The sequence below is a fragment of the Corynebacterium glyciniphilum AJ 3170 genome, assembly GCF_007673095.1.
Classification (GTDB): domain Bacteria; phylum Actinomycetota; class Actinomycetes; order Mycobacteriales; family Mycobacteriaceae; genus Corynebacterium.
In genome coordinates this window covers 76,109-98,172 of the sequence record NZ_VDYZ01000013.1, presented here as the reverse complement: position 1 = coordinate 98,172, position 22,064 = coordinate 76,109, and the positions used below count along the sequence as shown (strand labels likewise).

The 22,064-nt window shown below is 66.5% G+C and carries 23 protein-coding genes; 14 read left to right on the top strand and 9 right to left on the bottom strand.

All coding sequences use genetic code 11. The features are described 5' to 3' along the window. Positions 1 to 27 precede the first annotated feature (27 nt). A complete protein-coding gene (locus FS507_RS13220; protein ID WP_145943245.1) occupies positions 28 to 1,383 on the top strand; it encodes a DNA polymerase IV in 1,356 nt (451 codons plus the stop codon). On the opposite strand, the gene FS507_RS13215 is transcribed toward FS507_RS13220, so the two are convergent. Then, a complete protein-coding gene (locus FS507_RS13215) occupies positions 1,380 to 2,270 on the bottom strand; it encodes an asparaginase domain-containing protein (RefSeq protein WP_145943244.1) in 891 nt (296 codons plus the stop codon). The genes FS507_RS13220 and FS507_RS13215 overlap by 4 nt on opposite strands. 89 nt (positions 2,271 to 2,359) lie before the next feature. Between FS507_RS13215 and FS507_RS13210 the strand changes: the two genes are divergently transcribed. Beyond that, complete coding sequence (locus FS507_RS13210; protein WP_145943278.1) at positions 2,360 to 2,959, top strand: hypothetical protein; 600 nt, start codon at positions 2,360 to 2,362, stop codon at positions 2,957 to 2,959. Here the strand turns inward: FS507_RS13210 and FS507_RS13205 are convergent. Beyond that, on the bottom strand, positions 2,956 to 3,891 hold the full coding sequence (locus FS507_RS13205) for a hypothetical protein (RefSeq protein ID WP_260853456.1): 936 nt from the start codon (positions 3,889 to 3,891) through the stop codon (positions 2,956 to 2,958). The genes FS507_RS13210 and FS507_RS13205 overlap by 4 nt on opposite strands. Positions 3,892 to 3,961: 70 nt before the next feature. Between FS507_RS13205 and lspA the strand changes: the two genes are divergently transcribed. From lspA to rarD, 4 genes are read left to right on the top strand one after another with little or no spacing between them, the layout of a single operon-like run. Then, positions 3,962 to 4,480 carry a signal peptidase II gene (gene lspA, locus FS507_RS13200; protein ID WP_145943243.1) on the top strand — a complete coding sequence of 173 codons (519 nt, stop codon included), beginning with the start codon at positions 3,962 to 3,964 and terminating at the stop codon, positions 4,478 to 4,480. A gap of 26 nt (positions 4,481 to 4,506) precedes the next feature. After that, positions 4,507 to 5,418: an RluA family pseudouridine synthase gene (locus FS507_RS13195; protein WP_145943276.1), complete on the top strand. Its 912-nt coding sequence runs from the start codon at positions 4,507 to 4,509 to the stop codon at positions 5,416 to 5,418. Beyond that, the gene (locus FS507_RS13190; RefSeq protein WP_145943242.1) at positions 5,418 to 6,092 is read left to right on the top strand and encodes a hypothetical protein; all 675 of its coding nucleotides are present in this window, start codon (positions 5,418 to 5,420) and stop codon (positions 6,090 to 6,092) included. Before FS507_RS13195 ends, FS507_RS13190 begins: the two co-directional genes overlap by 1 nt. After that, positions 6,089 to 6,967, top strand: coding sequence for an EamA family transporter RarD (rarD, locus tag FS507_RS13185; RefSeq protein ID WP_145943241.1), 879 nt, complete (start codon positions 6,089 to 6,091; stop codon positions 6,965 to 6,967). Before FS507_RS13190 ends, rarD begins: the two co-directional genes overlap by 4 nt. Here rarD and FS507_RS13180 read toward each other — a convergent pair. Continuing rightward, the gene (locus FS507_RS13180; protein WP_145943240.1) at positions 6,964 to 8,271 is read right to left on the bottom strand and encodes a D-arabinono-1,4-lactone oxidase; all 1,308 of its coding nucleotides are present in this window, start codon (positions 8,269 to 8,271) and stop codon (positions 6,964 to 6,966) included. The genes rarD and FS507_RS13180 overlap by 4 nt on opposite strands. Then, positions 8,268 to 9,440, bottom strand: a complete 1,173-nt coding sequence (locus FS507_RS13175) for an amino acid deaminase/aldolase (RefSeq protein ID WP_260853454.1) — start codon at positions 9,438 to 9,440, stop codon at positions 8,268 to 8,270. The genes FS507_RS13180 and FS507_RS13175 overlap by 4 nt, the downstream gene beginning before the upstream one ends. A 62-nt stretch (positions 9,441 to 9,502) precedes the next feature. Here FS507_RS13175 and nadA point away from each other — a divergent pair, with 62 nt between their 5' ends. Both nadA and nadC read left to right on the top strand, forming a co-directional pair. Beyond that, positions 9,503 to 10,585 (top strand): quinolinate synthase NadA, encoded by a 1,083-nt coding sequence (gene nadA, locus FS507_RS13170; RefSeq protein ID WP_260853452.1) that lies wholly within the window; start codon positions 9,503 to 9,505, stop codon positions 10,583 to 10,585. Further along, positions 10,582 to 11,499, top strand: coding sequence for a carboxylating nicotinate-nucleotide diphosphorylase (gene nadC / locus FS507_RS13165; RefSeq protein ID WP_145943239.1), 918 nt, complete (start codon positions 10,582 to 10,584; stop codon positions 11,497 to 11,499). Before nadA ends, nadC begins: the two co-directional genes overlap by 4 nt. 54 nt (positions 11,500 to 11,553) lie before the next feature. On the opposite strand, the gene FS507_RS13160 is transcribed toward nadC, so the two are convergent. After that, positions 11,554 to 12,813 carry an ATP-binding protein gene (locus FS507_RS13160; protein ID WP_260853450.1) on the bottom strand — a complete coding sequence of 420 codons (1,260 nt, stop codon included), beginning with the start codon at positions 12,811 to 12,813 and terminating at the stop codon, positions 11,554 to 11,556. 209 nt (positions 12,814 to 13,022) lie between these two features. Between FS507_RS13160 and dnaE the strand changes: the two genes are divergently transcribed. From dnaE to FS507_RS13140, 4 genes are read left to right on the top strand one after another with little or no spacing between them, the layout of a single operon-like run. Next, the gene (gene dnaE, locus FS507_RS13155; RefSeq protein WP_145943237.1) at positions 13,023 to 16,586 is read left to right on the top strand and encodes a DNA polymerase III subunit alpha; all 3,564 of its coding nucleotides are present in this window, start codon (positions 13,023 to 13,025) and stop codon (positions 16,584 to 16,586) included. Between the two features lie 18 nt (positions 16,587 to 16,604). Continuing rightward, a complete protein-coding gene (locus FS507_RS13150) occupies positions 16,605 to 17,240 on the top strand; it encodes an IMPACT family protein (protein ID WP_145943236.1) in 636 nt (211 codons plus the stop codon). Positions 17,241 to 17,260: 20 nt separating this feature from the next. Further along, positions 17,261 to 17,491 (top strand): hypothetical protein, encoded by a 231-nt coding sequence (locus tag FS507_RS13145; RefSeq protein ID WP_145943235.1) that lies wholly within the window; start codon positions 17,261 to 17,263, stop codon positions 17,489 to 17,491. A gap of 3 nt (positions 17,492 to 17,494) precedes the next feature. Further along, positions 17,495 to 17,851 carry an RNA-binding S4 domain-containing protein gene (locus FS507_RS13140; protein ID WP_145943234.1) on the top strand — a complete coding sequence of 119 codons (357 nt, stop codon included), beginning with the start codon at positions 17,495 to 17,497 and terminating at the stop codon, positions 17,849 to 17,851. On the opposite strand, the gene FS507_RS13135 is transcribed toward FS507_RS13140, so the two are convergent. Genes FS507_RS13135 through FS507_RS13120 form a run of 4 tightly spaced genes read right to left on the bottom strand, consistent with a single transcriptional unit; the run spans position 17,833 to position 20,729 of the window. Continuing rightward, positions 17,833 to 18,810, bottom strand: coding sequence for a GTP pyrophosphokinase (locus FS507_RS13135; protein WP_145943233.1), 978 nt, complete (start codon positions 18,808 to 18,810; stop codon positions 17,833 to 17,835). The genes FS507_RS13140 and FS507_RS13135 overlap by 19 nt on opposite strands. After that, a complete protein-coding gene (locus FS507_RS13130; RefSeq protein ID WP_145943232.1) occupies positions 18,807 to 19,310 on the bottom strand; it encodes a hypothetical protein in 504 nt (167 codons plus the stop codon). Before FS507_RS13130 ends, FS507_RS13135 begins: the two co-directional genes overlap by 4 nt. Before the next feature lie 16 nt (positions 19,311 to 19,326). Beyond that, entirely contained in the window at positions 19,327 to 20,187 is an 861-nt protein-coding gene (locus FS507_RS13125) for a BRCT domain-containing protein (RefSeq protein WP_145943231.1), read from the bottom strand. An 11-nt stretch (positions 20,188 to 20,198) separates the two neighbouring features. Next, positions 20,199 to 20,729 carry a TetR/AcrR family transcriptional regulator gene (locus FS507_RS13120; protein WP_145943230.1) on the bottom strand — a complete coding sequence of 177 codons (531 nt, stop codon included), beginning with the start codon at positions 20,727 to 20,729 and terminating at the stop codon, positions 20,199 to 20,201. Between the two features lie 113 nt (positions 20,730 to 20,842). Between FS507_RS13120 and FS507_RS13115 the strand changes: the two genes are divergently transcribed. Further along, entirely contained in the window at positions 20,843 to 21,541 is a 699-nt protein-coding gene (locus tag FS507_RS13115) for a hypothetical protein (RefSeq protein ID WP_145943229.1), read from the top strand. Beyond that, positions 21,538 to 22,059 (top strand): hypothetical protein, encoded by a 522-nt coding sequence (locus FS507_RS13110; protein WP_145943228.1) that lies wholly within the window; start codon positions 21,538 to 21,540, stop codon positions 22,057 to 22,059. Before FS507_RS13115 ends, FS507_RS13110 begins: the two co-directional genes overlap by 4 nt. Positions 22,060 to 22,064 lie beyond the last annotated feature (5 nt).

Sequence of the window (22,064 nt, the reverse complement as noted above, 5' to 3'; positions counted from 1 at the left end):
GACAACGTACTGCCTAGAATCGGTGGAATGAACACCAGGCAGCGGTGGGTGGTCCACCTCGACATGGACGCGTTCTTCGCCTCCGTCGAGCAGTTGACGCGGCCAACGCTGGCGGGTCGTCCGGTCCTGGTCGGGGGCGCTTCAGGACGCGGGGTTGTCGCAGGCGCCTCATACGAATCCCGTGTCTACGGGGCCAGGTCCGCCATGCCCATGCAGCAGGCGGTCCGGTTGTGCCGTGGCAAAGCTGTCGTCGTGACACCACGGTTCGCGGTGTACTCCGCAGTGTCCGCACAGGTCTTCGAGTTGCTCGGCAGAGAAGGCGACACCGTCGAGCAGCTGAGTGTCGACGAAGGTTTCGTCGAGCCCGAATCCTTGGGGGGACGTACCCCCCAGGAGGTTGAGCACTGGGCGCGGGACCTGCAGACGCGGGTGGATGACGAGGTCGGACTGCCGTGTTCCATCGGCGTGGCATCCACGAAAATGGATGCCAAGATGGCGTCTGACCTCGCCAAACCCCATGGTGTGACAGTCGTGGGCGTCGAACGGAGGGCGGAGGTTTTCGCGACCCGTCCGGTCGGTGAGTTGTGGGGTATCGGACCGGTCGCACAGAACAAGCTGGCAGAAGTCGGCGTTACCACGATCGGCGACTTCACCGACATGGACGACGTCGACGTCAAAGGGCTCCTCGGCTCGGTGGGGCTGCAGGTCCAGGGGTACGCCCGCGGGCGGGATTCACGGCCTGTCGCCCCCCGCGCCCGCGCCAAGCAGGTGTCTGCGGAGCGCACACTCGAGACCGACGCAACGACGACCGTGGACGTCGACCCGGTCCTGGTACGTGCGGCCACCGCAGCACGCCACCGTCTGCTCGGCGACGGACGGGCGGCGCGGACGGTGACGGTGAAGACCCGGACCGCGGACTTCAAGGCCCACACCCGGTCCACGACACTGATCACGCCCACAGATGACCTGGACGAGATCATCGCAGCAGCACGCTCAGTTGTTCCACGTCCCGAAGTCTCCGGTGCGGTACGTCTGGTCGGTGTGAGTCTTTCCGGACTCACCGAGGAGCGCCAGGCTGTCCTCTTCCCTGAACCAGGTGTGGCCGTCCCGGGAGCAGAGGTCGCTACCGAATCAGAGTTCGATGACGTGGCCGACGAGGCGACGGGCCAGGAGGACGAGGAACACGGCATCCAGCCGGTGTCCTGGCGGCCGACCGTGGACGTGCACCACGCGGAATTCGGGCACGGTTGGGTCCAGGGAACCGGGGCGGGAGTGGTGAGCGTGCGGTTCGAGACCCGGTCAACGGGTCCGGGGAGGGCGAGGTCGCTGGCCGTCGATGACCCGGCTCTCCGTCCCGCCGATCCGCTGGACAGTCTCCGCTAGCGGAGCAGCTGTGCGCGTTTGACCGCGAGTTCGCACAGGAGCTCCATCCGCGCCTGTGGCGGGGTGAGCTCGCCGGCGGACCGGATTCCTGCCCTGGCGAGGCTGCGTCCTCCGCCTGCGCCGCCGTAGACCAGCTGAACTCCACCTGTCGGGACCCGGCTGGCCACCACCACAGGGACCCCGTCGGCCAGGGCATCGGCGACCCCGTCGGCCAGGGCTCCGACATTCCCGGAACCGAAAGCGGCGATGACGACACCGTCGGCCCCTGCACTCAGTGCCGACCTCACCGCGGCAGGGTCGGCACCCTGGTACGCTGCGACGACGTCAACGCGAAGACCGTCCAGCGGCACCGGTGCCGTAGCCAGGGCCGCTGGGCGGGGGATCGAGGGGGCATCGAAAGCCACATCTGCCGTGGTGTGGATTTTCCGGACACCGTAGGCAGGGGACCTCCGGCCGCCGAAGACCACGCTCGGAGCCTCGATGCACGAGACTGCTTCCACGGCATCGCGGAGATTACCTGGTCCGTCGGGTGACGGGTCGTCCGCTGGCCGTTGGGCGCCGGTGAGGACGACCCGGCCTCCGACGAGCCGGTCGACGGCCATGGCCGTCTCCTCCATGGAGTCGGTGCCGTGGGTGACCACAACGGGCCCGTGTTCTCGGGCTGCATGGATCTCAACGAGAAGCGCGTCGAGGTCAGCAAGACCCATCGTCGACGAATCGAGCCGCAGGACGTCCCGCGCGGTCACGGAGGAGAAGGGGACACCGGCGTCGTCGAGGAGAGTACGGATGCCCCGGGTGGGCACCAGGTCACCGAGGGTGTCCGAGGTGCAGGAGATCGTGCCGCCGGTGGCGAGCACGGTGGGCGTATCAGCAGTCGTGTCAGTCACGGATTTCAAGGCTACCGCCTGTTCGACGGTAGACTCTCGTCATCCGTTGTACATCCACACGCAAAAGGAGCCTCGTCACCGTGAGATCATTGAAGCGAACCCGCGCCATCGCCGCAGCCGTCGCCCTCACCGCCGGCCTGTCCGCGACCGCCTGTTCCTCAGACGACGCCGACGACAACACCACCGCCGCAGAAACCACAGTTGAGCAGACGACCGAGCAGACCCCGTTGCCTACGGCCCAGGAGCTCGGCGAGATCCTCGACCGTGCAGTGGCCCCGGACGTCCCGGCCGAGGAGAAGGCCGACACCGTGGAGAACGGGGAGCAGGCCGTGGAGCTCTTCGACGTGATGACGGCCTCGAAGCAGGAATCGGGCGCGACATTCGAGGTGATTGACCCGGTCATGCCCGGCACCGTCGAGAACACCGTCGAGACCACGATGAACATGACGCTGCCTGACCAGGAGCCACAGCTCATTCAGGGCGTGAAGTTCGTTGACGACAACGGTCAGTGGAAGCTGTCCCAGGAGTGGGCATGCACCCTGGTCAGTAACGTGGCACCGGACCAGGTGCCCGAGACATGTGCACCGTTCCTCGAGGACGCGCCGGCACCGGAAGGCGATGCTCCGGCCCCTGCCCAGGACGCACCGGCTCCGGAGGGTGACGTGCCTGCTGCGGAGCCCGCGGCTTAAGCAGGTTCCCAGCTCGACCTCGTGCGCGAGGTCTGCACAACGGTGACCGGAGAGTCGGTCTCACCGTAGGTCACGCTTGTCGTGGTCTCGATCATTCCCGACACCGGCACCGGGCGTCGCAGGTCGACGGTGATGTTTCCGTTGGACTCACTACTGGAATCGGTGACCGTCAGGTCGGAACCTGACATCCTCTGGACTGAGGGGGTGCGCTCGACGTCCACGTCCAGTTCGATGCGCGACCCCTCCCGAGACAGCAGGGTGTAGGTGACGCCCTGTCTCATCGAGACACCGAGCATCGGGTCTTCGACCTGTCCGGTCACGGTCCATCGTGCGCCGGTCCCGAGGTCGTCGGCGGGAAAGACGACCGGAATGTCAGTCATCTGGGTGAAGGACCGTTCCACATTGGACCGTGCTGCGTCCGATGCGCCTTCCGGGGCGGAGAATCCGCGGGACGTCACCCGCCCGTCCTGGTTGTACTTCTGGTTCATGGTGAACCCTTCAGCCGTGGCCAGGTCATCGTTTCCGTCGGTGTTGTCCCCCGTGGGGCGTCCTGCCACGACGGTGGCTTCCAGTTCATCTCCGTCGGTCGAGCTCGACGAGGTGAGAGGGACCTCCATGGTGACGTCGTCGTAGGGCAGGTCGTCCTCACCCTCGTCACTGCCGTCGCCCTCGGTGGTCTGCCCCCAGCCCTGCGTCGCACGGAAGACGGTCTCCTTTTCCCCGGCGTCGCTGAACCAGACCAACGGCTCCCTCGGGGTGTCACCGGTGTCGTCGACGGTCACAGACACCCCGGAAACCGGGGCATCAACGGGGGCTTCGGGCGAGGCGTCGTCATCGGAGGAACACGCGGTAAGGACTGACCCGGTCAGCAGGGTCGACAGCAGGGTCGGCAGAAGTGCCCGTCGCAGGGACACGCGTCGTTGAGTGCGCACGCCCGTCAGCGTACCAACTGCCGGCGCACCAACTGAGGTCCACAGGCGGCGACGCGATAAGATCGACGCCGTGACTGTTTTCAACGTCCGCCCCTGGGCGCTTTTCCCGCTGCTCGGCATCGTCGCCGCCGATCAACTCACCAAGTGGCTCGTCGTGGAGAATCTCGAGCCGACTACGGCGTACCCGGTGATCGGCGATATCGCCCGGTTGTACCTGATCCGCAATTCCGGCGCGGCCTTCTCCATGGGGGAGGGTGCCACCGTGGTGTTCTCCGTGATCCAGATGGTCGCGGTGCTGATCTGCATCGTTCTGGCGTTCCGGGTGCGTAACCCCTGGGCGGTCGCTGCGGTGGGGCTGATCGGCGGTGGAGCGGCAGGGAATCTGATCGACCGGATCTTCCGGGACCCGGGTGGACTGCACGGCCATGTCGTCGACTTCGTCTCCGTCGGCAGTTTCGCGATCTTCAATGTCGCGGATGCGGCGATCAGTGTCGGTGTGGTGGTGTACCTGGTGTACGCCCTGCTCATCGAGCCGAGGAAGAGCAGGCAAGAGGACCGGGCCGAGGAGCAGGAGGTGCAGCCGTCGTGAGTGCGGGTCCCAGGGAGTCGCGCATGATGCCGGTGCCCGACGGATTGGCGGGCATGCGCGTGGACGCCGGACTGTCGAAGTTGCTCGGCCTGTCGCGCACCGTCGTCGCCGAACTCGCCGAGGCAGGAGACGTGACACAGGACAGCCGTCCGGCGGGGAAATCGGACAGGTTGGTGGCCGGCGCCTGGCTGGACGTCACGCTGCCCGAGCCCGAGCGGGATCTCGCCGACGAGCCCGCCGAACATGTCGACGGGATGGAGATCCTCTACGCCGACGACGACATCATAGCGGTGAACAAACCGGTCGGGGTCGCCGCGCATCCGACGATCGGATGGGAAGGACCGACGGTGACCTCCGGCCTGGCGGCCGACGGTTTCCGCATCTCGACCTCCGGACCTCCGGAGCGCAAGGGTATTGTCCACCGGTTGGACGTCGGGACGTCCGGGGTGATGGTCGTCGCCGCCAGCGAGCGTGCCTACACGGTGCTCAAGCGGGCGTTCCGTGACCGCACCGTGGACAAGACCTACCACGCCCTGGTCCAGGGGCATCCGGACCCGACGGTGGGGACGATCGACGCACCGATCGCGCGGCACCCCGGTGCGGGGTGGAAGTTCGCGGTCCGTGAGGACGGTCGACACGCCGTCACCCACTACGAGACCCTCGAGGCGTTCCGCCAGGCGACCCTGGTGAAGGTACATCTGGAAACCGGCCGGACCCACCAGATCCGCGTCCATTTCTCTGCCCTGCACCATCCGTGCTGTGGGGACCCCATGTACGGCTCCGACCCGGCGCTCACCGAGTTCCTGGGGCTGGAGCGGCAGTGGCTCCATGCCGTCCACCTCGGATTCACCCACCCGAACGGCAGTTGGATGGACATCGAGTCACCGTACCCGGCGGATCTCCGTGAGGCTCTCGACCGCCTACGGGAGGTGAACTGATGGCATCCGCCGGACCCCGCCCGTCCCGCCGGATCGCGCCGGACCGTAAGGTACGTCGTCGGCGGGAATGGGAGGACACCCGCCGCCCCGCCTGGGTCATGTGGCTGTCGGTGGTGTGTCTTGTGTGCCTGGCGGTGACGGTGATCGCCCTGGCGAGTTCGGAGCGCATGTCCCGTCCCCAGGCGATCAACGGTGACGTCCTCGGGCCGGACAACAGCGAGACCGTGGAGGAGTACCTCACTCGGGCCGCTGAATCGGTGCAGGACGCTGAGCCCGCCGAGCCCGCCGACGCCGCCCGGTGGGCACTGGTGTCTCCGGTCGAGCCGGCCGACCCGGATGAGCTCGCGGAGATCTTCTCCGGCATGTCCGCGCTGCGGGTGTCCACCCTGTTGTCCGCGGAGTCGCGGTGGGAGATACCGGAGCCCGCGGACGGCCACCGGCGTGAGGACGTGTTCGCCGCCACCCGGGAACAGGTCGCTGCGAGTGCGGGGGTCGGACTGGACGACCCGACGCTCGACGTCCTGGGCGTCCTGGTCCACGGCACGCCTGCGGAGCTGCAGGAGCTCAGCGATCGCCCCGACGTCCTCGCCGTGGAGGCGTTGCCACCGGACGCCGCGTACGGACGGTTCGGTTTGAGACCGGTGACCGTGGCCGACCGGGAGGAGATCCGGTGATCTGGGGTGTGCTCGCCTACCTGATGTGGGGGTTCTTCCCCGCGTTCTTCCCCCTGCTGCGCCCGGCGGTGCCGATGGAGATCCTGGCCCACCGTTTCGTGTGGACGCTGGCGTTCGTCGTCGTGGTGATGGCGTGCACCACCGGGTTCCGGTGGGCGCGACGGATCCCGCTGTCACTCTGGCTGCGTATCACGGCGGCGGCGGTGCTCATCGCGGGAAACTGGGGACTGTACATCTACGCGGTCAACAACGACCACGTCGCCGACGCCGCACTGGGGTACTTCATCAATCCGTTGGTGAGCGTGTTACTGGGTGTGCTGGTCCTGCGGGAGCGGCTGAGAGCCCTGCAGTGGGTCTCCGTCGGTATCGCGGCGGTGGCCGTCGTGATCCTCACGGTGGCACTGGGTTCGCCACCGGTGGTGTCGCTCGGCCTGGCCCTGTCCTTCGCCGGTTACGGGCTGCTGAAGAAGCGGGTGCCGCTGACTCCGCTGCAGTCGCTGACGGCGGAGACCGCGGTTCTCGCGCCTGTCGGGGTGCTGTTCCTGGCGTGGCTGCAGACCCAGGGGGAGAACACGATGGTCCAGGGTGGGCACGGGGTCGGTCATGCTCTGTTGCTGATCACCGCGGGTGCGATCACTGCGCTGCCGTTGCTGTGCTTCGCCCGTGCGGCCCATGAACTGTCGTTGACCAGTCTCGGGATGCTGCAGTACCTCACCCCGGTGATGCAGATGCTCTGGGCCGTGCTGGTGGTCGGTGAACACATTGAACCGGCCCGCTGGGTCGGGTTCGCCATCATCTGGGTGGCGCTGCTGGTCTTCATCACCGACACGCTGCTGCATGCGCGTCGGACCAACCGGCTGAAACGGCTCAGTTAGAGGTCGAAGACGCGGTCCACCATCGGATTACGGAACATCCCCTCCGGGTCGACACGCTCCCGCAGGTCGGCGACAGCGCCCAGGTCGGGGTGTACGGCGGCCAGACCAGCGTGGTCGAGGGTGTGGAGCTTGCCCCAGTGGGGACGTCCCCCGGCGGCGACCAGCACCGGCTCGACGACGGAGAAGAGCTCACGGTAGTCGTCGCGGTGGTATCGGTGCACCGCAATGTAGCAGGACTCCCGCCCGTTGGCCGTCGAGAGCGGGACCGTGTCGGCCGCGGTGCAGCGGACCTCGACGGGGAACCCGACGGGCAGGCCTGAGGTGTCGATGACCCGGTGCACCTCGGCGAGGACCTCGGACGCGTCAGCGAGGGGGACGGCGTACTCCATCTCGTTGAAACGGACCCGGCGGGGAGAGACGAACACCTTGTGTGCGGTGTCGGCGTACTCACGCTGTGCCAACGTCGCCGCGGCCAGGCGGTTCATCGCCCCGGTCGTGCGTGGTGCCAGGTGCATCAGCCCGCACATCGCCCCGAAGGCGGCGTTGCTGACCAGCTCGTCGTCGATGACCGACCGCCAGCGCGGCACAGGACCGGGCAGGCCGGCGGTGGCTGCCGATCGTGGACTGTGGCGGGTGTTCGTCTTGACGTGCGCCACGTCGGTGCCGGGGAACCAGTAGTACTCCAGGTGGTCGACGTCCGAGGCCCGTGACGGGAAGTCACTGACCAGGGGAGCAAGAGGTTCGGCCTTCTCCACCGCGGACAGGACGAAGGACTCCACCACCGACATCGTGACGCGCGTGGTGATCCCCAACGCCCCCAGTGACACCCTCCCCAGGTCGAAGAGTGGATCGCCGGGGCCGACGTCGTGCACGGTGCCGTCGGCGGTGACGGTGCGCAGTCCACGGACCATTCCGGCGAAGCCGGTCAACCCGATCCCGGTGCCGTGCGTTCCGGTACTCACCGCACCGGCCAGGGACTGCGGGTCCACGTCCCCCTGATTGGCCAGTGCCAGTCCGTGGGGCTGCAGCAGGGCGGGTACGTCCCGCAACCGGGTGCCGGCGAGGAACGTGACCTCCATCTCCTCACTGTCGACCGAGACGATGCCAGTGAGGTGGTCGAGGTTGACCAGGACGCCGTCGGTCACCGCGACGGGTGTGAACGAGTGACCGGCACCGACCGCCTTGACCCGCAGACCGTCCTCGGCGGCACGGAGGACGGCGTCGACGACTCCGGCCTCGGTCGTCGGCTGGACGAAACGCGCCGGGTCGGCGGTCTGACCGCCGGACCAGTTGTGCCATCTCATGTGAAGATCCTTCCCTCACCCCGGTAGGTGGGCCATTCGTCGATGATGTCGCCGTCACTGACGACAAGCACGGAGTCGGTGAACTCGGCCTGCTCACCGGCTTTGGCGTGGCGGAACCAGACATGGTCGCCGAGCTCCATCGCCGCTGCCACGTCGCCACGCAAGGGCGTCTGCACCTCGCCGGCACCCTCGGCGGACGTCAGTGACAGGCCCCGCGGGTAGTCGACGACCGGCACCCGGTCGGCGCCGGGAGGGCCCGAGGCAATGCGTCCACCACCGGCGACGGTGATGAAGTCCGGCGCCGGGCGTCGGACGACCGGCAGGACGAACCACTCGGCCGACAGGGGGCGGAAGGACGAGTAGTTGTCGAACAGGCCGGGCCCGACGACCCCCGATCCCGCGCCGATCTCGGTGACGGCCTCTTCGGCGACGGTCGACTCGATCGACCCCGTGCCACCGCCGTTGACGAACTCCAGGTCACCGTCGACGGCGCTGACGGCGGAGACAATCGCCGCACGCCGTCCCGCCAACTCCTTCGCCGAAATACGTTTGACCGCCGAGACCAGGGCTGAGGAGTCCGTGGTCCCGGCGATCTGCCCCTCATAGGCCATCAGTCCGACCAGGGTGAAACCGTCGCGGTCGCTGATGAGCTCGGCGAGAGCACGGGCCTGCTCCACGGTATGCACCGGAGACCGTCGTGCGCCCAGATGGACGGGTCCGACAGTCAGGGAGGCGTCGATATCGATACACACCCGCAGGTTCCCGCGTTCAGTCGGTGGGACGACGGCGTCGATGAAATCCAGGTGCTCCACCGAGTCGACCATCACCGTGATCGAGCGCAGGTAGTCTTCGCCGCACATCAACTGGTGGAGCAACTGGCGGTCGGCACTGGGGTAGGCGACGAGAATATCGTCGCTGACGCCTTCGTCGGCCAGCCACAGTGCCTCGCCGAGAGAGTAGGACAGCAGCCCCTCAATGCCGTCGATCGTCAACAGCCGTTGGATCAGCGGTCGGATGCGTACCGACTTCGTCGCCAGCCGGATCGGGGTGCCGGCCGCACGCCGGACCATGTCACCGGCATTGGCCAGCGCATTGTCCAGGTCGAGGACGGAGAACGGGGCGTCGAGGTGCGCTACCGCCTCGCGCACCGCAGGTCGTGGAGTACTCACGAGGTTGAGGATACGTCGCGAAACCACCCGGCGTGCGGTGGTTTCGGATATCATCACCGGACATGACTGTGACGACTGTTGAACAATTCGGGAGTCCCCTGTTGGAGAGGGTCTTCCGCGCTCCAGGGCACACCGGTCCCGAGGGGGACATCGGACGGTGGGAGGGCATCGTCGGCGATGCGGAGTGGGCCGCGGAGATCCGTCGTCTCAAACAACTGCGCAATGCGGTGATCCTGGCCCACAACTACGAGCTTCCGGAGATCCAGGACATCGCCGACCACACCGGAGACTCCCTCGCACTGTCACGGATCGCCGCCGAGACCGACGCCGAGGTCATCGTCTTCTGCGGTGTGCACTTCATGGCCGAGACCGCCAAGATCCTCTCCCCGGACAAGACCGTCCTGATCCCCGACGAGGACGCAGGTTGCTCCCTGGCGGACTCCCTCACCGCAGAGGAGCTCGCCGAGTGGAAGTCCGAGCATCCCGACGCCCTGGTCGTCAGCTACATCAACACCACCGCCGCGGTGAAGGGCCTCACCGACGTGTGCTGCACCAGTTCCAACGCCGTGGATGTGGTGGCCGGACTGCCTGCCGAGCGGGAGATCCTCTTCGGGCCCGACCAGTTCCTCGGCGCCCACGTGCGACGCCAGACAGGTCGGGACAACATCCACGTCTGGGCCGGGGAATGCCACGTCCACGCCGGAATCTCCGGGCCGGAACTGGCGCGCCGTGCCGAGGAGAACCCTGACGCAGACCTCTTCATCCACCCGGAGTGCGGCTGCGCGAACTCGGCGATCTACCTGGCAGGTGAGGGCGTGATCGACCCGGAACGGGTCCACATGCTCTCCACCGGTGAGATGCTGACGTCGGCCCGTACGGCCTCCGACCAGGGGCGGGGTAAGGTGCTCGTCGCGACCGAGGTCGGCATGCTCCACCAGCTCAAAGGTGTGGCGCCGGAGGTGGACTTCGCACCGGTCAACGAACGCGCGTCCTGCCCCTACATGAAGATGATCACCCCGGCGGCACTGCTGCGCTGCCTCGCGCTGGGCACAGACGAGGTCGATGTCGACGAGGACGTCGCCGACAAGGCCAGGCAGGCCGTTGAACGGATGATCTCGGTCGGCACACCGGGAGGAGGCGAGTGACCGGCACATTTCCCGAGACCGACCTCGGTGCTCTCGACGGTGACCCCACCCTGTTCTCCGCTCTGGCGTGGGCGGCCCTGCAGGAGGACATCGCCTCCGGGGACGCCACGACCCTGGCCACCGTCCCGGAAGACCTGAACGGCAGCGGACGTCTGGTGGCGCGCGAGGACGGGGTCATTTCCGGCGTCGACGCCGTCCAGGCGGTCCTGGAGGCGGGAGCGTCCTACCCCGTTCTCGGTGGACGTGTGGAACTGCAGGACCCGGTGCACAACGGCACGCACGTCACCGAAGGGGCGGTCGTGGGGATCCTGAGCGGTCCGGTACGGGCGATTCTGCAGTTGGAGCGCACCGTGCTCAATGTGCTGTCCCACGCCTCAGGTGTGGCGACGCACACCGCACAGTGGGTGGAGGCTGTTTCTCCTCCTTCTTCTCCTCCGGGAGCCGGCACAGTCGTGCGGGACTCCCGCAAGACACTGCCGGGACTGCGGCTGCTGCAGAAGCGGGCCGTCGTGCACGGAGGCGGGACCCCGCACCGCTACAACCTCTCCGACCAGGCCATGGTCAAGGACAACCACGTCGTCGCGGGTGGGGGAGTCGTCGCCGCCTATCTGGCGGTCCGAGCGGACAATCCGGCACTGTGGTGCGAGGTCGAGGTCGATGACCTGGACCAGTTGCGTGCGGTACTGGCGGTCGACGTGCCGCCACAGCAGGTGCTGCTGGACAACTTCGCGGTACCGGACACAGTCGCGGCGGTACGGACGCGCGATGAGATCGCGCCGGGCGTGCTTCTGGAGTCGTCCGGCGGGCTGACACTGGACGTCGCCGGCGAGTATGCCGCGGCCGGGGTGGATTCGCTGGCCGTGGGGGCGTTGACCCATTCGGTGACGGCGCTGGACATCGGGTTGGACCTGTGATGTACGAGATGAGGATGCCACGGGTGATGGTGCTGTGGCGGAGGAGAATGCCCCCTAACCCAGCAGGGCCAAGGGTACGACGGCGACGCCGTCAGCCCGGCGGAAAGCCTCGTGCCCGGTTGTGACGATGATTTTTTCAGCCAGGCGGTCACCGAGCTGGTTGCCGAGCCAGTGCAGGTGTTTGACGTCGTCGTCGCGGACGACAGGGGAGAGCTTCACCTCGAGGGCGATGATCTTCCCGTCGTAGCGTTCGAGGATGAGGTCGACTTCCCGCTCCCCACCGCGGGTGCGCAGGTGGTAGGTCTTCGCTTCGGCAGCTTGTCCGGCGACACGGACAGTGAGGGTGAGCAGGGACTCGAGCAGCTGGCCGAACAGTTCCCCGCTGCCGGCAGATCCTGAGGTGAGGATCTGTGGTGTCACTCCGAGCAACGCGGCGGCGATGCCAGGGTCCACCACCTGATGCTTCGGGGTCGTCGTCAATCTCTTGAACGGGAGAAGTGCAGGCGTCCATGCAGGTACGGGGTCAAGGATCCACAGCTGGGTGAGCAGCTCCCGGTAGGACAGTGCGGCGTCCTTGGAGATCTTCTCGGCGTCACCGGCGGTCGCGGCATCCAGGATCGTGGTGTAGTTCGCCGCGGTGGACGACGCGGCGGCGTAGGCGGTCCACCACGCCCGTAACGCGCCGGGTTTGCGGACGAGTATCCCGGAGTCGGCGATGTCCCGGTCGATGACCCGTGAGATGTACCCCTCCACCTGGGAGCGGCGGAGCCTGCCGGTCAGGCCGACGATGCCCGGGAAGCCGGTGGAACAGATCATGTCGGCGTAGCCCTCCAGATCGACCTCCGTCCGGCCGGTGACAGAGGCCTGTCCGTTGCTGTCGAAGAGCTCGGAAAGCAGGACGGTCGGTGTGACGGTTCCGCGTTCCGGGACCGACAGCGGCCGCATCCGCAGTGAAAGGATCCTGCCTGCTCCGGAGTGGGTGTCGGTGCCCGCGGGGAGTCCGGCACTGCCGGTGAGGATGAAGCGGGTCGAAGCATGCGAGTCCACCTGGCGGCGGACGGCATCCCAGACCGGCGGATAGTGCTGCCATTCGTCGAGACAGACGGTGGCTGCCCTGGTGATCTGGCGGACGGTGTCGGCTTCGACGAGCTGGCGGGTCTCCGGGGAATCGAGTGCGAGGACCTCGTCGGCACGGCGGGACGCCGTGGCAGTCTTGCCCACACCCTTGGCGCCGTCGATGGCGACGGCAGCCGCGTCGGGAAGGATTTCGTCGAGTTCCCGGTCGATGTAGCGGTGAAGATATGGAGGTGCCATGACCTGCATGGTAGCACCCTAACCGTCGTTTCGTCGCCTTTCTAACCGTTGTTTCGTCGGCTCTGAAACCGTCGTTTCGTCGGGAACGGAGTTGTCTTGCCGGAGTAGAACCGTACACTGCGGATCAAGAACCGGGCGTCGTCGTTGCAGGTCAGAGATCACTGCAGTGGAACTGTCGTCGTCGTGTCCCCGGCGGTAGACTGTCCGACATGAAGAAGTCCTCCTTCGTCCACCTGCACAACCACACCGAGTACTCCATGCTCGACGGCATGGCGAAGGTGGATCTGCTCGCCGAAGAGGTCTCACGCCAGGGGATGCCCGCGGTCGGCATGACTGATCACGGCAACATGTTCGGTTCCGACGCCTTCTACCGCGCGATGACCGGTGCCGGCATCAAGCCCATCATCGGCATCGAGTGCTACATGGCGCCCGAGTCCCGCCTCATCAAGGACCGCGTCAAATGGGGTGAGCCCGAGCAGAAGCGCGATGATGTCGCCGGCGGTGGCTACTACCTGCACCAGACCATGATGGCGGAGAACGCCACGGGCCTGCGTAACCTCTTCCGGCTGTCTTCCCTGGCCAGCTATGAGGGACAGGTTTCGAAGTACCCGCGTATGGACGCCGAGATCGTCGCCGAGCATGCGGAGGGCATCATCGCGACCACCGGCTGCCCGTCGGGTGACGTCCAGACCCGCCTGCGGCTCGGCCAGTTCGACAAGGCTCTCGAGGCCGCCGCGATGTGGCAGGACATCTACGGCAAGGACAACTACTTCCTCGAACTGATGGACCACGGCCTGGAGATCGAGAAGCGGGTCCGGGACGAACTGCTGGAGATCGGCCGGAAACTCGACCTGCCCCCGCTGGTCACCAACGACTGCCACTACGTCCTGCAGAAGCAGGCCAAGCCGCACGAGGTCATGCTGTGCGTGCAGACCGGTGCCACCATGGACGAGCCCACCCTCGATGAAGGTGGGCGCCGGTTCGCGTTCTCCGGCGACGGCTACTACATCAAACCGGCCGAGGAGCTGCGCAAGTACTGGGACCCGATCGTCCCGGACGGGTGTGACAACACCCTCTGGATCGCTGAGCGCGTCCAGGACTACGGTGAGTTGTGGGAGGAACACACCCACGACCGCATGCCGAACTACGACGTGCCTGAGGGGCACACCCCCACGACCTGGCTGCGGAGTGAGGTCCACGACGGACTCAAGGAACGCTTCCACGGCGGTGAGGTCCCGAAGGAGTACATCGACCGCGCCGAGTACGAGATCGACGTGATCGACATGAAGGGCTACCCGTCCTACTTCCTCGTCGTCGCCGACCTGATCAAACATGCCCGCTCGATCGGCATCCGTGTGGGGCCGGGGCGTGGTTCGGCCGCCGGCGCCCTGGTCGCCTATGCACTGACCATCACCAACATCGATCCCATCGACCACGGCCTGATGTTCGAGCGGTTCCTCAACCCCGAGCGCCCTTCGGCGCCGGATATCGACATCGACTTCGACGACCGTCGTCGCGGCGAGATGATCCGCTACGCCGCCGATAACTGGGGCCAGGACAAGGTCGCCCAGGTGATCACCTTCGGCACGGTGAAGACCAAGCAGGCGCTGAAAGATGCCGCCCGTGCCCACCACGGTCAGCCCGGCTTCCAGATCGCCGACCGCATCACCAAGACGCTGCCACCGGCCCAGGCGGCCAAGGACATCCCCCTGTCCGGAATCATGGACCCCAACCATGACCGGTATCAGGAGGCCGCGGAGATCCGCACCCTCATCGAGACTGATCCGGTCGTCAAGGAGATCTACGACGACGCACTCGGCCTGGAAGGCGTCGTCCGCCAAGCCGGCGTGCACGCGTGTGCGGTGATCATGGCGTCCGTGCCCCTGCTGGACCACATCCCGATGTGGAAGCGTCAGCAGGACGGCGCGATCATCACCGGTTGGCCCTACCCGGCCTGTGAGGCCATCGGGCTGCTGAAGATGGACTTCCTGGGGTTGCGCAACCTCACCGTCATCGGCGACTGCATCGAGAACATCAAGAAGAACCGGGACGAGGACCTGGACCTCGAGGGCCTGACCACCGATGATCCACAGTCATATGAGCTGCTGGCCCGTGGCGACACTCTCGGTATCTTCCAGCTCGACTCCGGCGGAATGCAGGAGCTGCTGAAACGTATGAAGCCGACCGGCTTCAACGACATCGTCGCCGCGCTCGCGCTGTACCGCCCGGGGCCGATGGGTGTCGGTGCGCACTGGGACTACGCCGACCGTAAGAACGGACGTAAGCCCATTGAACCGATCCACCCCGAACTTGCCGAGGCGCTCGAGGAGATCCTGGAAGAGACCTACGGTCTGATCGTGTACCAGGAGCAGATCATGAGGATCTCGCAGAAGGTCGCGAACTACACCGCAGGTCAGGCCGATGGTTTCCGTAAGGCCATGGGTAAGAAGAAGCCGGAGGTCCTGGCCAAGGAGTTCGAGAACTTCGAGGCGGGGATGAAGGAGAACGGATTCTCCGCCGAGGCGATCAAGACACTCTGGGACACCATCCTCCCGTTCGCCGGCTACGCGTTCAACAAGTCACACGCCGCCGGCTACGGCCTGGTCAGTTTCTGGACCGCCTATCTCAAGGAGCACTACACCGCCGAGTACATGGCTGCCCTGCTGACCTCCGTGGCGGACAAGAAGGACAAGTCCGCGATCTACCTCGCCGACTGCCGCCACCTGGGGATCAAGGTACTGTCGCCGGACGTCAACGAATCTGACTACACTTTCAAGCCTGTGGGCCAGGACATCCGTTTCGGCCTGGGTGCTGTCCGTAACGTGGGTGAGGATGTCGTTGACTCGATCGTCGCGACGCGTAAAGAGAAGGGGGCCTTCGACGACTTCTCCGACTATCTCGACAAGATCGACGCCACCGCCTGCAACAAGCGGGTCACGGAGTCCCTCATCAAGGCAGGTGCCTTCGACTCGCTCGAGCACCCGCGCAAGGGACTGATGCTGGTATTCGAAGACGCCGTGGATTCGGTCACCTCCACCAAGAAGGCGGCGGCCCGGGGCCAGTATGACCTGTTCTCCGGACTCGATGCGGTGGAGGACAACGCCTTCAAGGTGGATATTCCCGACCAGCACTGGGAACGCAAGCACGAACTCACCCTGGAACGGGAGATGCTCGGCCTCTACGTGTCGGGACACCCCCTCGACGGATTCGAGGCTTCCCTGGATTCCCAGATCGACACGCCGTTGACCACCGTGATCTCCGGTGAGTTGCCGGACAAGCGCACGATCAAGGTCGGCGGGATCATTTCCAGCGTGGACCGCCGCGTGGACAAGAAGGGCAACCCCTGGGCCATCGTCACGATCGAGGACCAGCACGGTGCCCAGATTGAACTGTTGTGTTTCTCCCGGACCTATTCAATGGTCGCGCCGATGATCGCCGAGGACAACATCATCCTCGCCCAGGCCGAGGTGAGCATCAGGGACGACCGCACGAGCCTGTTCTGCAATGACCTCAAGCTCGCGGAGCTCTCCGTCGGCGCGGGTGCCGGGGTTCCGCTGAGACTGCGGATGCGCATCGACCAGTGCACCCCGGACAACATGGACCGACTCAAGGGTGTGCTGCACAACAACCGCGGTGACTCCGACGTCTACCTCACGCTCACCGACGGCACCGAGGAGCTCCAGTACATGCTGCCCCCGGATCTCCGTGTGGCGCGCACGTCGTCGTTGATGGGCGACCTCAAGGCGTCCACCTGGGCCGGCGTCCTCGGGTGACGCAGGGTGACACAACCCGTGAGTCATGCCTACCTGCGCCCTGCCACCGGTCGTCCGGTCGCGGAGACCGAGGTGAAGAGGTCACGGTTCATCGCCTGCGCAGCCAGGGTGCCTGACGAGGACGCCGCCCGGGCGTTCCTGGCTGAGATCCGGGCCGAGTTCACCGATGCCCGGCACCACTGCAGCGCCTACATCCTGCACGTCGACGGTGCGAACCCGGTGGAGCGCTCGAGTGACGACGGTGAGCCAGCAGGCACGGCGGGCCAGCCGATGCTCGAGGTGCTCCGTGGATCGGGTCTGCAGGACGTCGCCGTTGTCGTGGTCCGTTATTTCGGTGGGGTCAAGCTCGGCACGGGCGGGCTGGTCCGCGCGTACCAGGACGCCACCCGCGCCGTGCTGGAGGACATCACGGTGATGCGTCGTGAGCCCCGGGACGTGTGGACCCTGGATGTCGACCACGCGGAGGCAGGCAAGATCGAGGCGGAGCTCCGGGCGCGGGGCCTGGACGTCGAGGCCTCCTACGGTCAGACCGTGACGTTGACCCTCACCGTGGCCGCCGGAGAAGACCCCGGTGGCGTTGTCAGGGAAATCTCAGCAGGAACTCTGGAAGTTGTACGGGGCGGGTCCCGCTGGGACGACGTCAAGGCGGGGTGAACCGGGGTAGACTCGGGGCCATGCCCATGGACAACTACTCCGACAATCCCGTTGCCCGTCGTAAGGCCGATGTCCGTAAACGTTCTCGGTCGATCCAGGTGTCCGGGGGAATCGCGGTTGCAGGGGGCATTCTCGGAATTCTGGGGGTCGCTTCGGGGCTATTCTTCACGATTGCGGTGGTCGCTCTGGTGGTGCTGGGATGGAACGTGGTGAAGGTCCGCGAGGTGCTCAACCACAAGGACCAGTGGTGATCCGTGACCCGGATTGACGCATGGGTGTGGGCGGTCCGCCTGTACAAGACGCGGTCCGCTGCCGCTGACGCCTGCCGTGCAGGGCATGTGAAAGTCAACGATGTCTCCGTCAAACCTGCCCAGACCGTGGCAGTGGGGGACCGGGTACGTGCCTGGGTGAATCACCGCGAGTATGTCGTCGAAGTCGCCGAACTCGTCTCGAAGAGGGTCGGGGCTCCACGGGCACGGCAGTGTTACGTCGACCACTCTCCGCCGCCACCGTCGAAGGAGGTCCTGGCCTCGATCCCCCGACGGGACAGGGGAGCCGGGCGCCCGACGAAGCGGGAACGTCGCCAGCTCGATCAGCTGCGCGGACGCTGACCCATCCGCTGCCACCGGTTGCCCAGGCGACCGGGCCGCGACGAGGCGTGGTCGCCGATGTGCACGGTGCGGCGGATATGGTCGCGGCCGTAGGTGAACAACAGCAGGTCGTCTATGAGGCGGACCTGTCCCGGGGGATAGCCGTAGCCCATCGTCTCCTGCAGCTGGACCAGCGCTTCCGGCGCACACAGCACCGTGAGCTCACCGATGGTCGTCACCCCGTTCGCCGCGAGCATGTCCACCGCGAACCGGTAGTAGTCAGCCTTGGACATCGGGTATTCATTACCGACGAGCATGGTCAACACCCCCGGCAGCATGGTGGCGGTGAGCTCGGTGTCGTCAGTCGTGTCGCCGTCAGTGCTGGTGGCACGGGCAATCGTGTCGAACTGCTGGTCCGCGAGCTCGATGAGGCCGGCGGCCAGGGTGAAGGCGCGGTGTACTTCCGGACTGATCACGTGACCCGGGTTCTTGTAGCGCACGTCGTGCTCGAACTCCGCCCAGGCGTGCTGCAGCACCGTCCTGATCTGGATCTCGATCAGCCTGCCCTCCAGATCGGTCAATGACGGCATCGTGGAACTCGTGACCCGGGCGATGACGTGGGAGGATGCGTACCCGAATTCGCCGCGCCCGGCGGTCTGGGCCGACTTGTCGGTCACAGAGACCACGTCGAAGAGACTGCGCATCACTCCGACGAGCAGCAGGATGTCGGCTGTGGTGTAGACGGTGACACGGACCCCCAGGACGTCATAGGCGGAGTCGAAGTCACGGTAGTCGGGGTGGACGGTGTCATGGATCTTCGCCAGGTAACTGCCACGGTCCTTGATTCTCACCGAGACCTGGTCGAAGGCGATACCCGCGTCGGACAGTTCGTCGGAGAGGACCTTCTGTATGTCCGTGACCACCGTGGGGTGGTCGGCGAGCCATGTGTCGAAATCCCGCAGGACGGTGGAATCTTTCATGGCACCGACTCTAGCGCCTGACAGTGGCCTTCCGAGATGTCGATCGGCCCGGTGCAGGAAACTGAGGGTGCCGCCCCGGACGAAACGAACAGCCGTTGGTCCTCGGTCACGAAGAACAGGACCGGCCCGGGGCCACCGGTGAGAATGCGGTGCGTCGGTACTGCGAGGAGAGGGTGGGCGAGAAGCCCCGCAGCAGGAAAAGGTACGCCGATGACGGCAATCTCCCGGATCCCGGGTTCGGCGTCACGGTGCCGCAGGGCGGTGCCGTACACCGAGGTGAGGTCGCCGAGAGTCGCGAGCATTCCAGTGGCGGAGTCCTGCCACAACAATGACGCACTGGTGTGGCGTGCGCCCAGGTCGGCGACGGTGAGACGCCGGGAACCGTCCTGCACGGTCGCTCCCAGACCACCACCCAGCGGAATGGTGACCATGGAAGCGGGGTCGTAGGGGTCGTGGTCGGCGGAGGTGGTGGTGACGTGCAGATGGAGTTTCCGGTTCATACCGGTAGAGAGACTCCTAGAAGGGCGCGGAGGTTCCCTTCACCTCGTCCAGGTCAGGACGCCTCGACTTCCCCAACGCGGAGAGCAGTTCGTCGAAGCTCCACAGCGTGATGTCCTGTCCCTTGTCCTTCAGCTCGCGGGCACGCTTCTCCTTGCTGGTCACCGACCCCCATTCGCCGATGACCAGCAGCGTGGTCTTCTTGGTCACATTCTTGCCGACGGTCGCGCCGGCCTCGGCGATCATGTCCCACACCTCACCCTTCTCGTACGGGGCGAAGTCCCCGGTGACGGTGACATTCTGTCCGAAGATCGGTCCGTTCGCATCGGCCTCGGTGTTGGGCTCCGGGACGGTGTCCGGCGTCGCGACGCGCTGCCAGGTCTGCCGTGGCGAGGACTCTGCTGACTGTGCTGACTCTGCTGACTGTGCTGACTGCGTCGACGTCTCCTGCGTCGGCTCGGGGGCCGATGCAGGGGACGTGGCCGACACCGTGTCCCTCTCGACCGGGGAAGTGGGGGCGGTGTCCAACGGGAAACCCGCCTGCAGGTTGCTCAGCAGCTGGTGGACCCGTGTGAACTGTTCCTGTTGTCCGGGGGCGAAGACCACGATGTTGGACGCGCCACGGGTCGCCGGGAAACCCCGTACCGGGCGGAGGACGGCATTGTCGGGAGGCGTCGCCAGTGAGAACTGGATCCAGCCGGGGGACTCGTCGGACGGCGCATGCCGGTACCAGCCGCGGAGATCGTCCGGAGTGACAGTCAGCTCGGCCGGCAGCAGGGTCTGCCCCATCGGGGTTCTCCGCACCTGCACCCCGTTGTCATCTACCGTGACGTCTGCCCCGTGGGCGGTGACCGTGTGCGCTGCAGCCGTGGTACTCATAGCGCCCGATCCTAGTTACCGATGCCGTCCAGGACGAGCTCGACCCCGGAGAGCACCTGCGCGACGGTGCGGGGAGTGGCACCGGCCGCCTGCGCGGTCTGCACGTCGGTCGCTGCGCCCAGCAGGTACCGCGACAGCACCCAACCGGTCAGCTCGCGGTCCGCGGCAGGTGAACCCGTCAGGGCATCGGCGAGAGTACCGGCGGGATCCTGTGCTGCCGTGCCCGCAGCCAGTGCGGCAGCGACCACCTCGGCGCCGTCGCGCACCCCGAGGAGCTGTTCGAGCAGGGCGGAGGCGGTGGTGTAGGCATGCTCCCGCCAGTCGGCCGTCTCGGGTCCTGTCTGTTCCGACGGGCCGGCTGCCTCCAGGATTCGCCCCGCTATGCCACCGAGCAGGTCCTGCTTGCTGGGGAAGTGCCAGTATAAGGCCCCGGGAGCGACGTCGAGCGTGCGTGCGAGGCGTCGCATCGTCAGGTCACCGAGGCCGTACTCGGCGAGGATGTCGAAGGCTGCGGTGAGGATTCGGTCGCGGTTGAGCTGCACCCCGCCCAGTGTAGTGGCCCGATGCAACTCAGGACCGTCCACAGCTAACGTTCCGCCGGCGGGTGACGTTGTAGGGTCGTAGCTGTACAACAAGCATGAGAAGGGAACCACGAATGTCACCACGGGTGTCAGGCCACCGGCCGGGAATCACCACGGCCGTTCTCGCCGGGGTCGTTGCGGCGACCCTGGGACTGGCCGCCTGCGGCTCCGACGATGCTGACGGGGACGCCGCCGGCAGCACGACGACCAGTTCCTCGAGCGCAGCGTCCAGCAGCGCGAACGAGTCGACGGAGGCTTCAGAAGCCCCGGAAGCCTCGGAGTCTGCCGAGCCGGATCCCAGCGAGTCCGCCGAACCGGCACCGGACGACCAGCCGGAAGGTGACCGGGGCGAGGGCGAGCCTCCGGCGGACGCCCCGGCCCCCGAACCCGCCAACGCCCCGGCGGGGAACGCCGCCAACGGTGATGACGCCGCGCAGATCACGGCCGTTGCCCGAGGTCTTGGCGAGGACAAGCCTTGGGGCGAGTACCAGCGCATGGTGGTGGACACCTCCTGTCGTGCAAACCTCGACCAGGTTGGTGGCAGAGACGCCATCCTGCAGGATCTGGGACGCCAGTCGGAGAACACCATGGCAAGCAAGGTCATGGCCGACCAGGGAACCACGTTGCCCGTGGTCCACGGCGTCAATGACATCCGGGTGGAGGGCGACCGCGCCACTGCCAATATCGACGCGGAGATCGCGGGTCAGCGGCAGACTACGCCGGCTGTGTATGTCCGGGAAGACGGACAGTGGAAGACCTGTAACGCCGCATGACGGTATCTCGTCGCGTACTGATCGGACAGTCGGCGAAGACCCTCACGGTCTTCCTGGCTGTCTTCAGCATTTCCGGACTCCTGTGGGGCTGGTGGCGCCCTGCGGTGACCGCGGTGGTCACCGACACAGGCGCCGCCGAGCTCGACCCGGCGACGTCCGGCGCACCGTTCCTGTCTTTCGCGGTCTTCGCCCTCGCTACCGGGCTGCTCGGAGCGGTCCTCGCCGGCTGGTCCTTCTGGCGTTCACCGCGGTTGCGGGGGCCGGTGATGCTGTTGGCGGTGATCGCCCTGGCCTTCCTCGGCGCCGCCGTATTCCTCCTCTTCGGCAACTGGATCGCAGACACCCTCCACGGCACGGACATCACCGCGGGTCTCGCTGACAACCTCAGACCCGGACAGGACGTCACCATCGTCTCCAAGGTCACCGGCGCCGCCGGCTACCTGGCGGCACCCGCCGCCGCTGCCGTGGTCTACTGGACCTGCTCGCTCTTCGCCCCGGACTCCGCCTTCGAGCGCTGAGCCTC

Excerpts from the sequence above, each read along its gene's own strand:
- FS507_RS13220 (WP_145943245.1), top strand. The coding sequence starts at position 28 with ATGAACACCAGGCAGCGGTGGGTGGTCCACCTCGACATGGACGCGTTC.
- FS507_RS13195 (WP_145943276.1), top strand. The coding sequence starts at position 4,507 with ATGCCGGTGCCCGACGGATTGGCGGGCATGCGCGTGGACGCCGGACTG.
- FS507_RS13190 (WP_145943242.1), top strand. The coding sequence starts at position 5,418 with ATGGCATCCGCCGGACCCCGCCCGTCCCGCCGGATCGCGCCGGACCGT.
- FS507_RS13180 (WP_145943240.1), bottom strand. The coding sequence starts at position 8,271 with ATGAGATGGCACAACTGGTCCGGCGGTCAGACCGCCGACCCGGCGCGT.
- nadA (WP_260853452.1), top strand. The coding sequence starts at position 9,503 with ATGACTGTGACGACTGTTGAACAATTCGGGAGTCCCCTGTTGGAGAGG.
- FS507_RS13160 (WP_260853450.1), bottom strand. The coding sequence starts at position 12,813 with ATGGCACCTCCATATCTTCACCGCTACATCGACCGGGAACTCGACGAA.
- dnaE (WP_145943237.1), top strand. The coding sequence starts at position 13,023 with ATGAAGAAGTCCTCCTTCGTCCACCTGCACAACCACACCGAGTACTCC.
- FS507_RS13145 (WP_145943235.1), top strand. The coding sequence starts at position 17,261 with ATGCCCATGGACAACTACTCCGACAATCCCGTTGCCCGTCGTAAGGCC.
- FS507_RS13135 (WP_145943233.1), bottom strand. The coding sequence starts at position 18,810 with ATGAAAGATTCCACCGTCCTGCGGGATTTCGACACATGGCTCGCCGAC.
- FS507_RS13130 (WP_145943232.1), bottom strand. The coding sequence starts at position 19,310 with ATGAACCGGAAACTCCATCTGCACGTCACCACCACCTCCGCCGACCAC.
- FS507_RS13125 (WP_145943231.1), bottom strand. The coding sequence starts at position 20,187 with ATGAGTACCACGGCTGCAGCGCACACGGTCACCGCCCACGGGGCAGAC.
- FS507_RS13115 (WP_145943229.1), top strand. The coding sequence starts at position 20,843 with ATGTCACCACGGGTGTCAGGCCACCGGCCGGGAATCACCACGGCCGTT.
- FS507_RS13110 (WP_145943228.1), top strand. The coding sequence starts at position 21,538 with ATGACGGTATCTCGTCGCGTACTGATCGGACAGTCGGCGAAGACCCTC.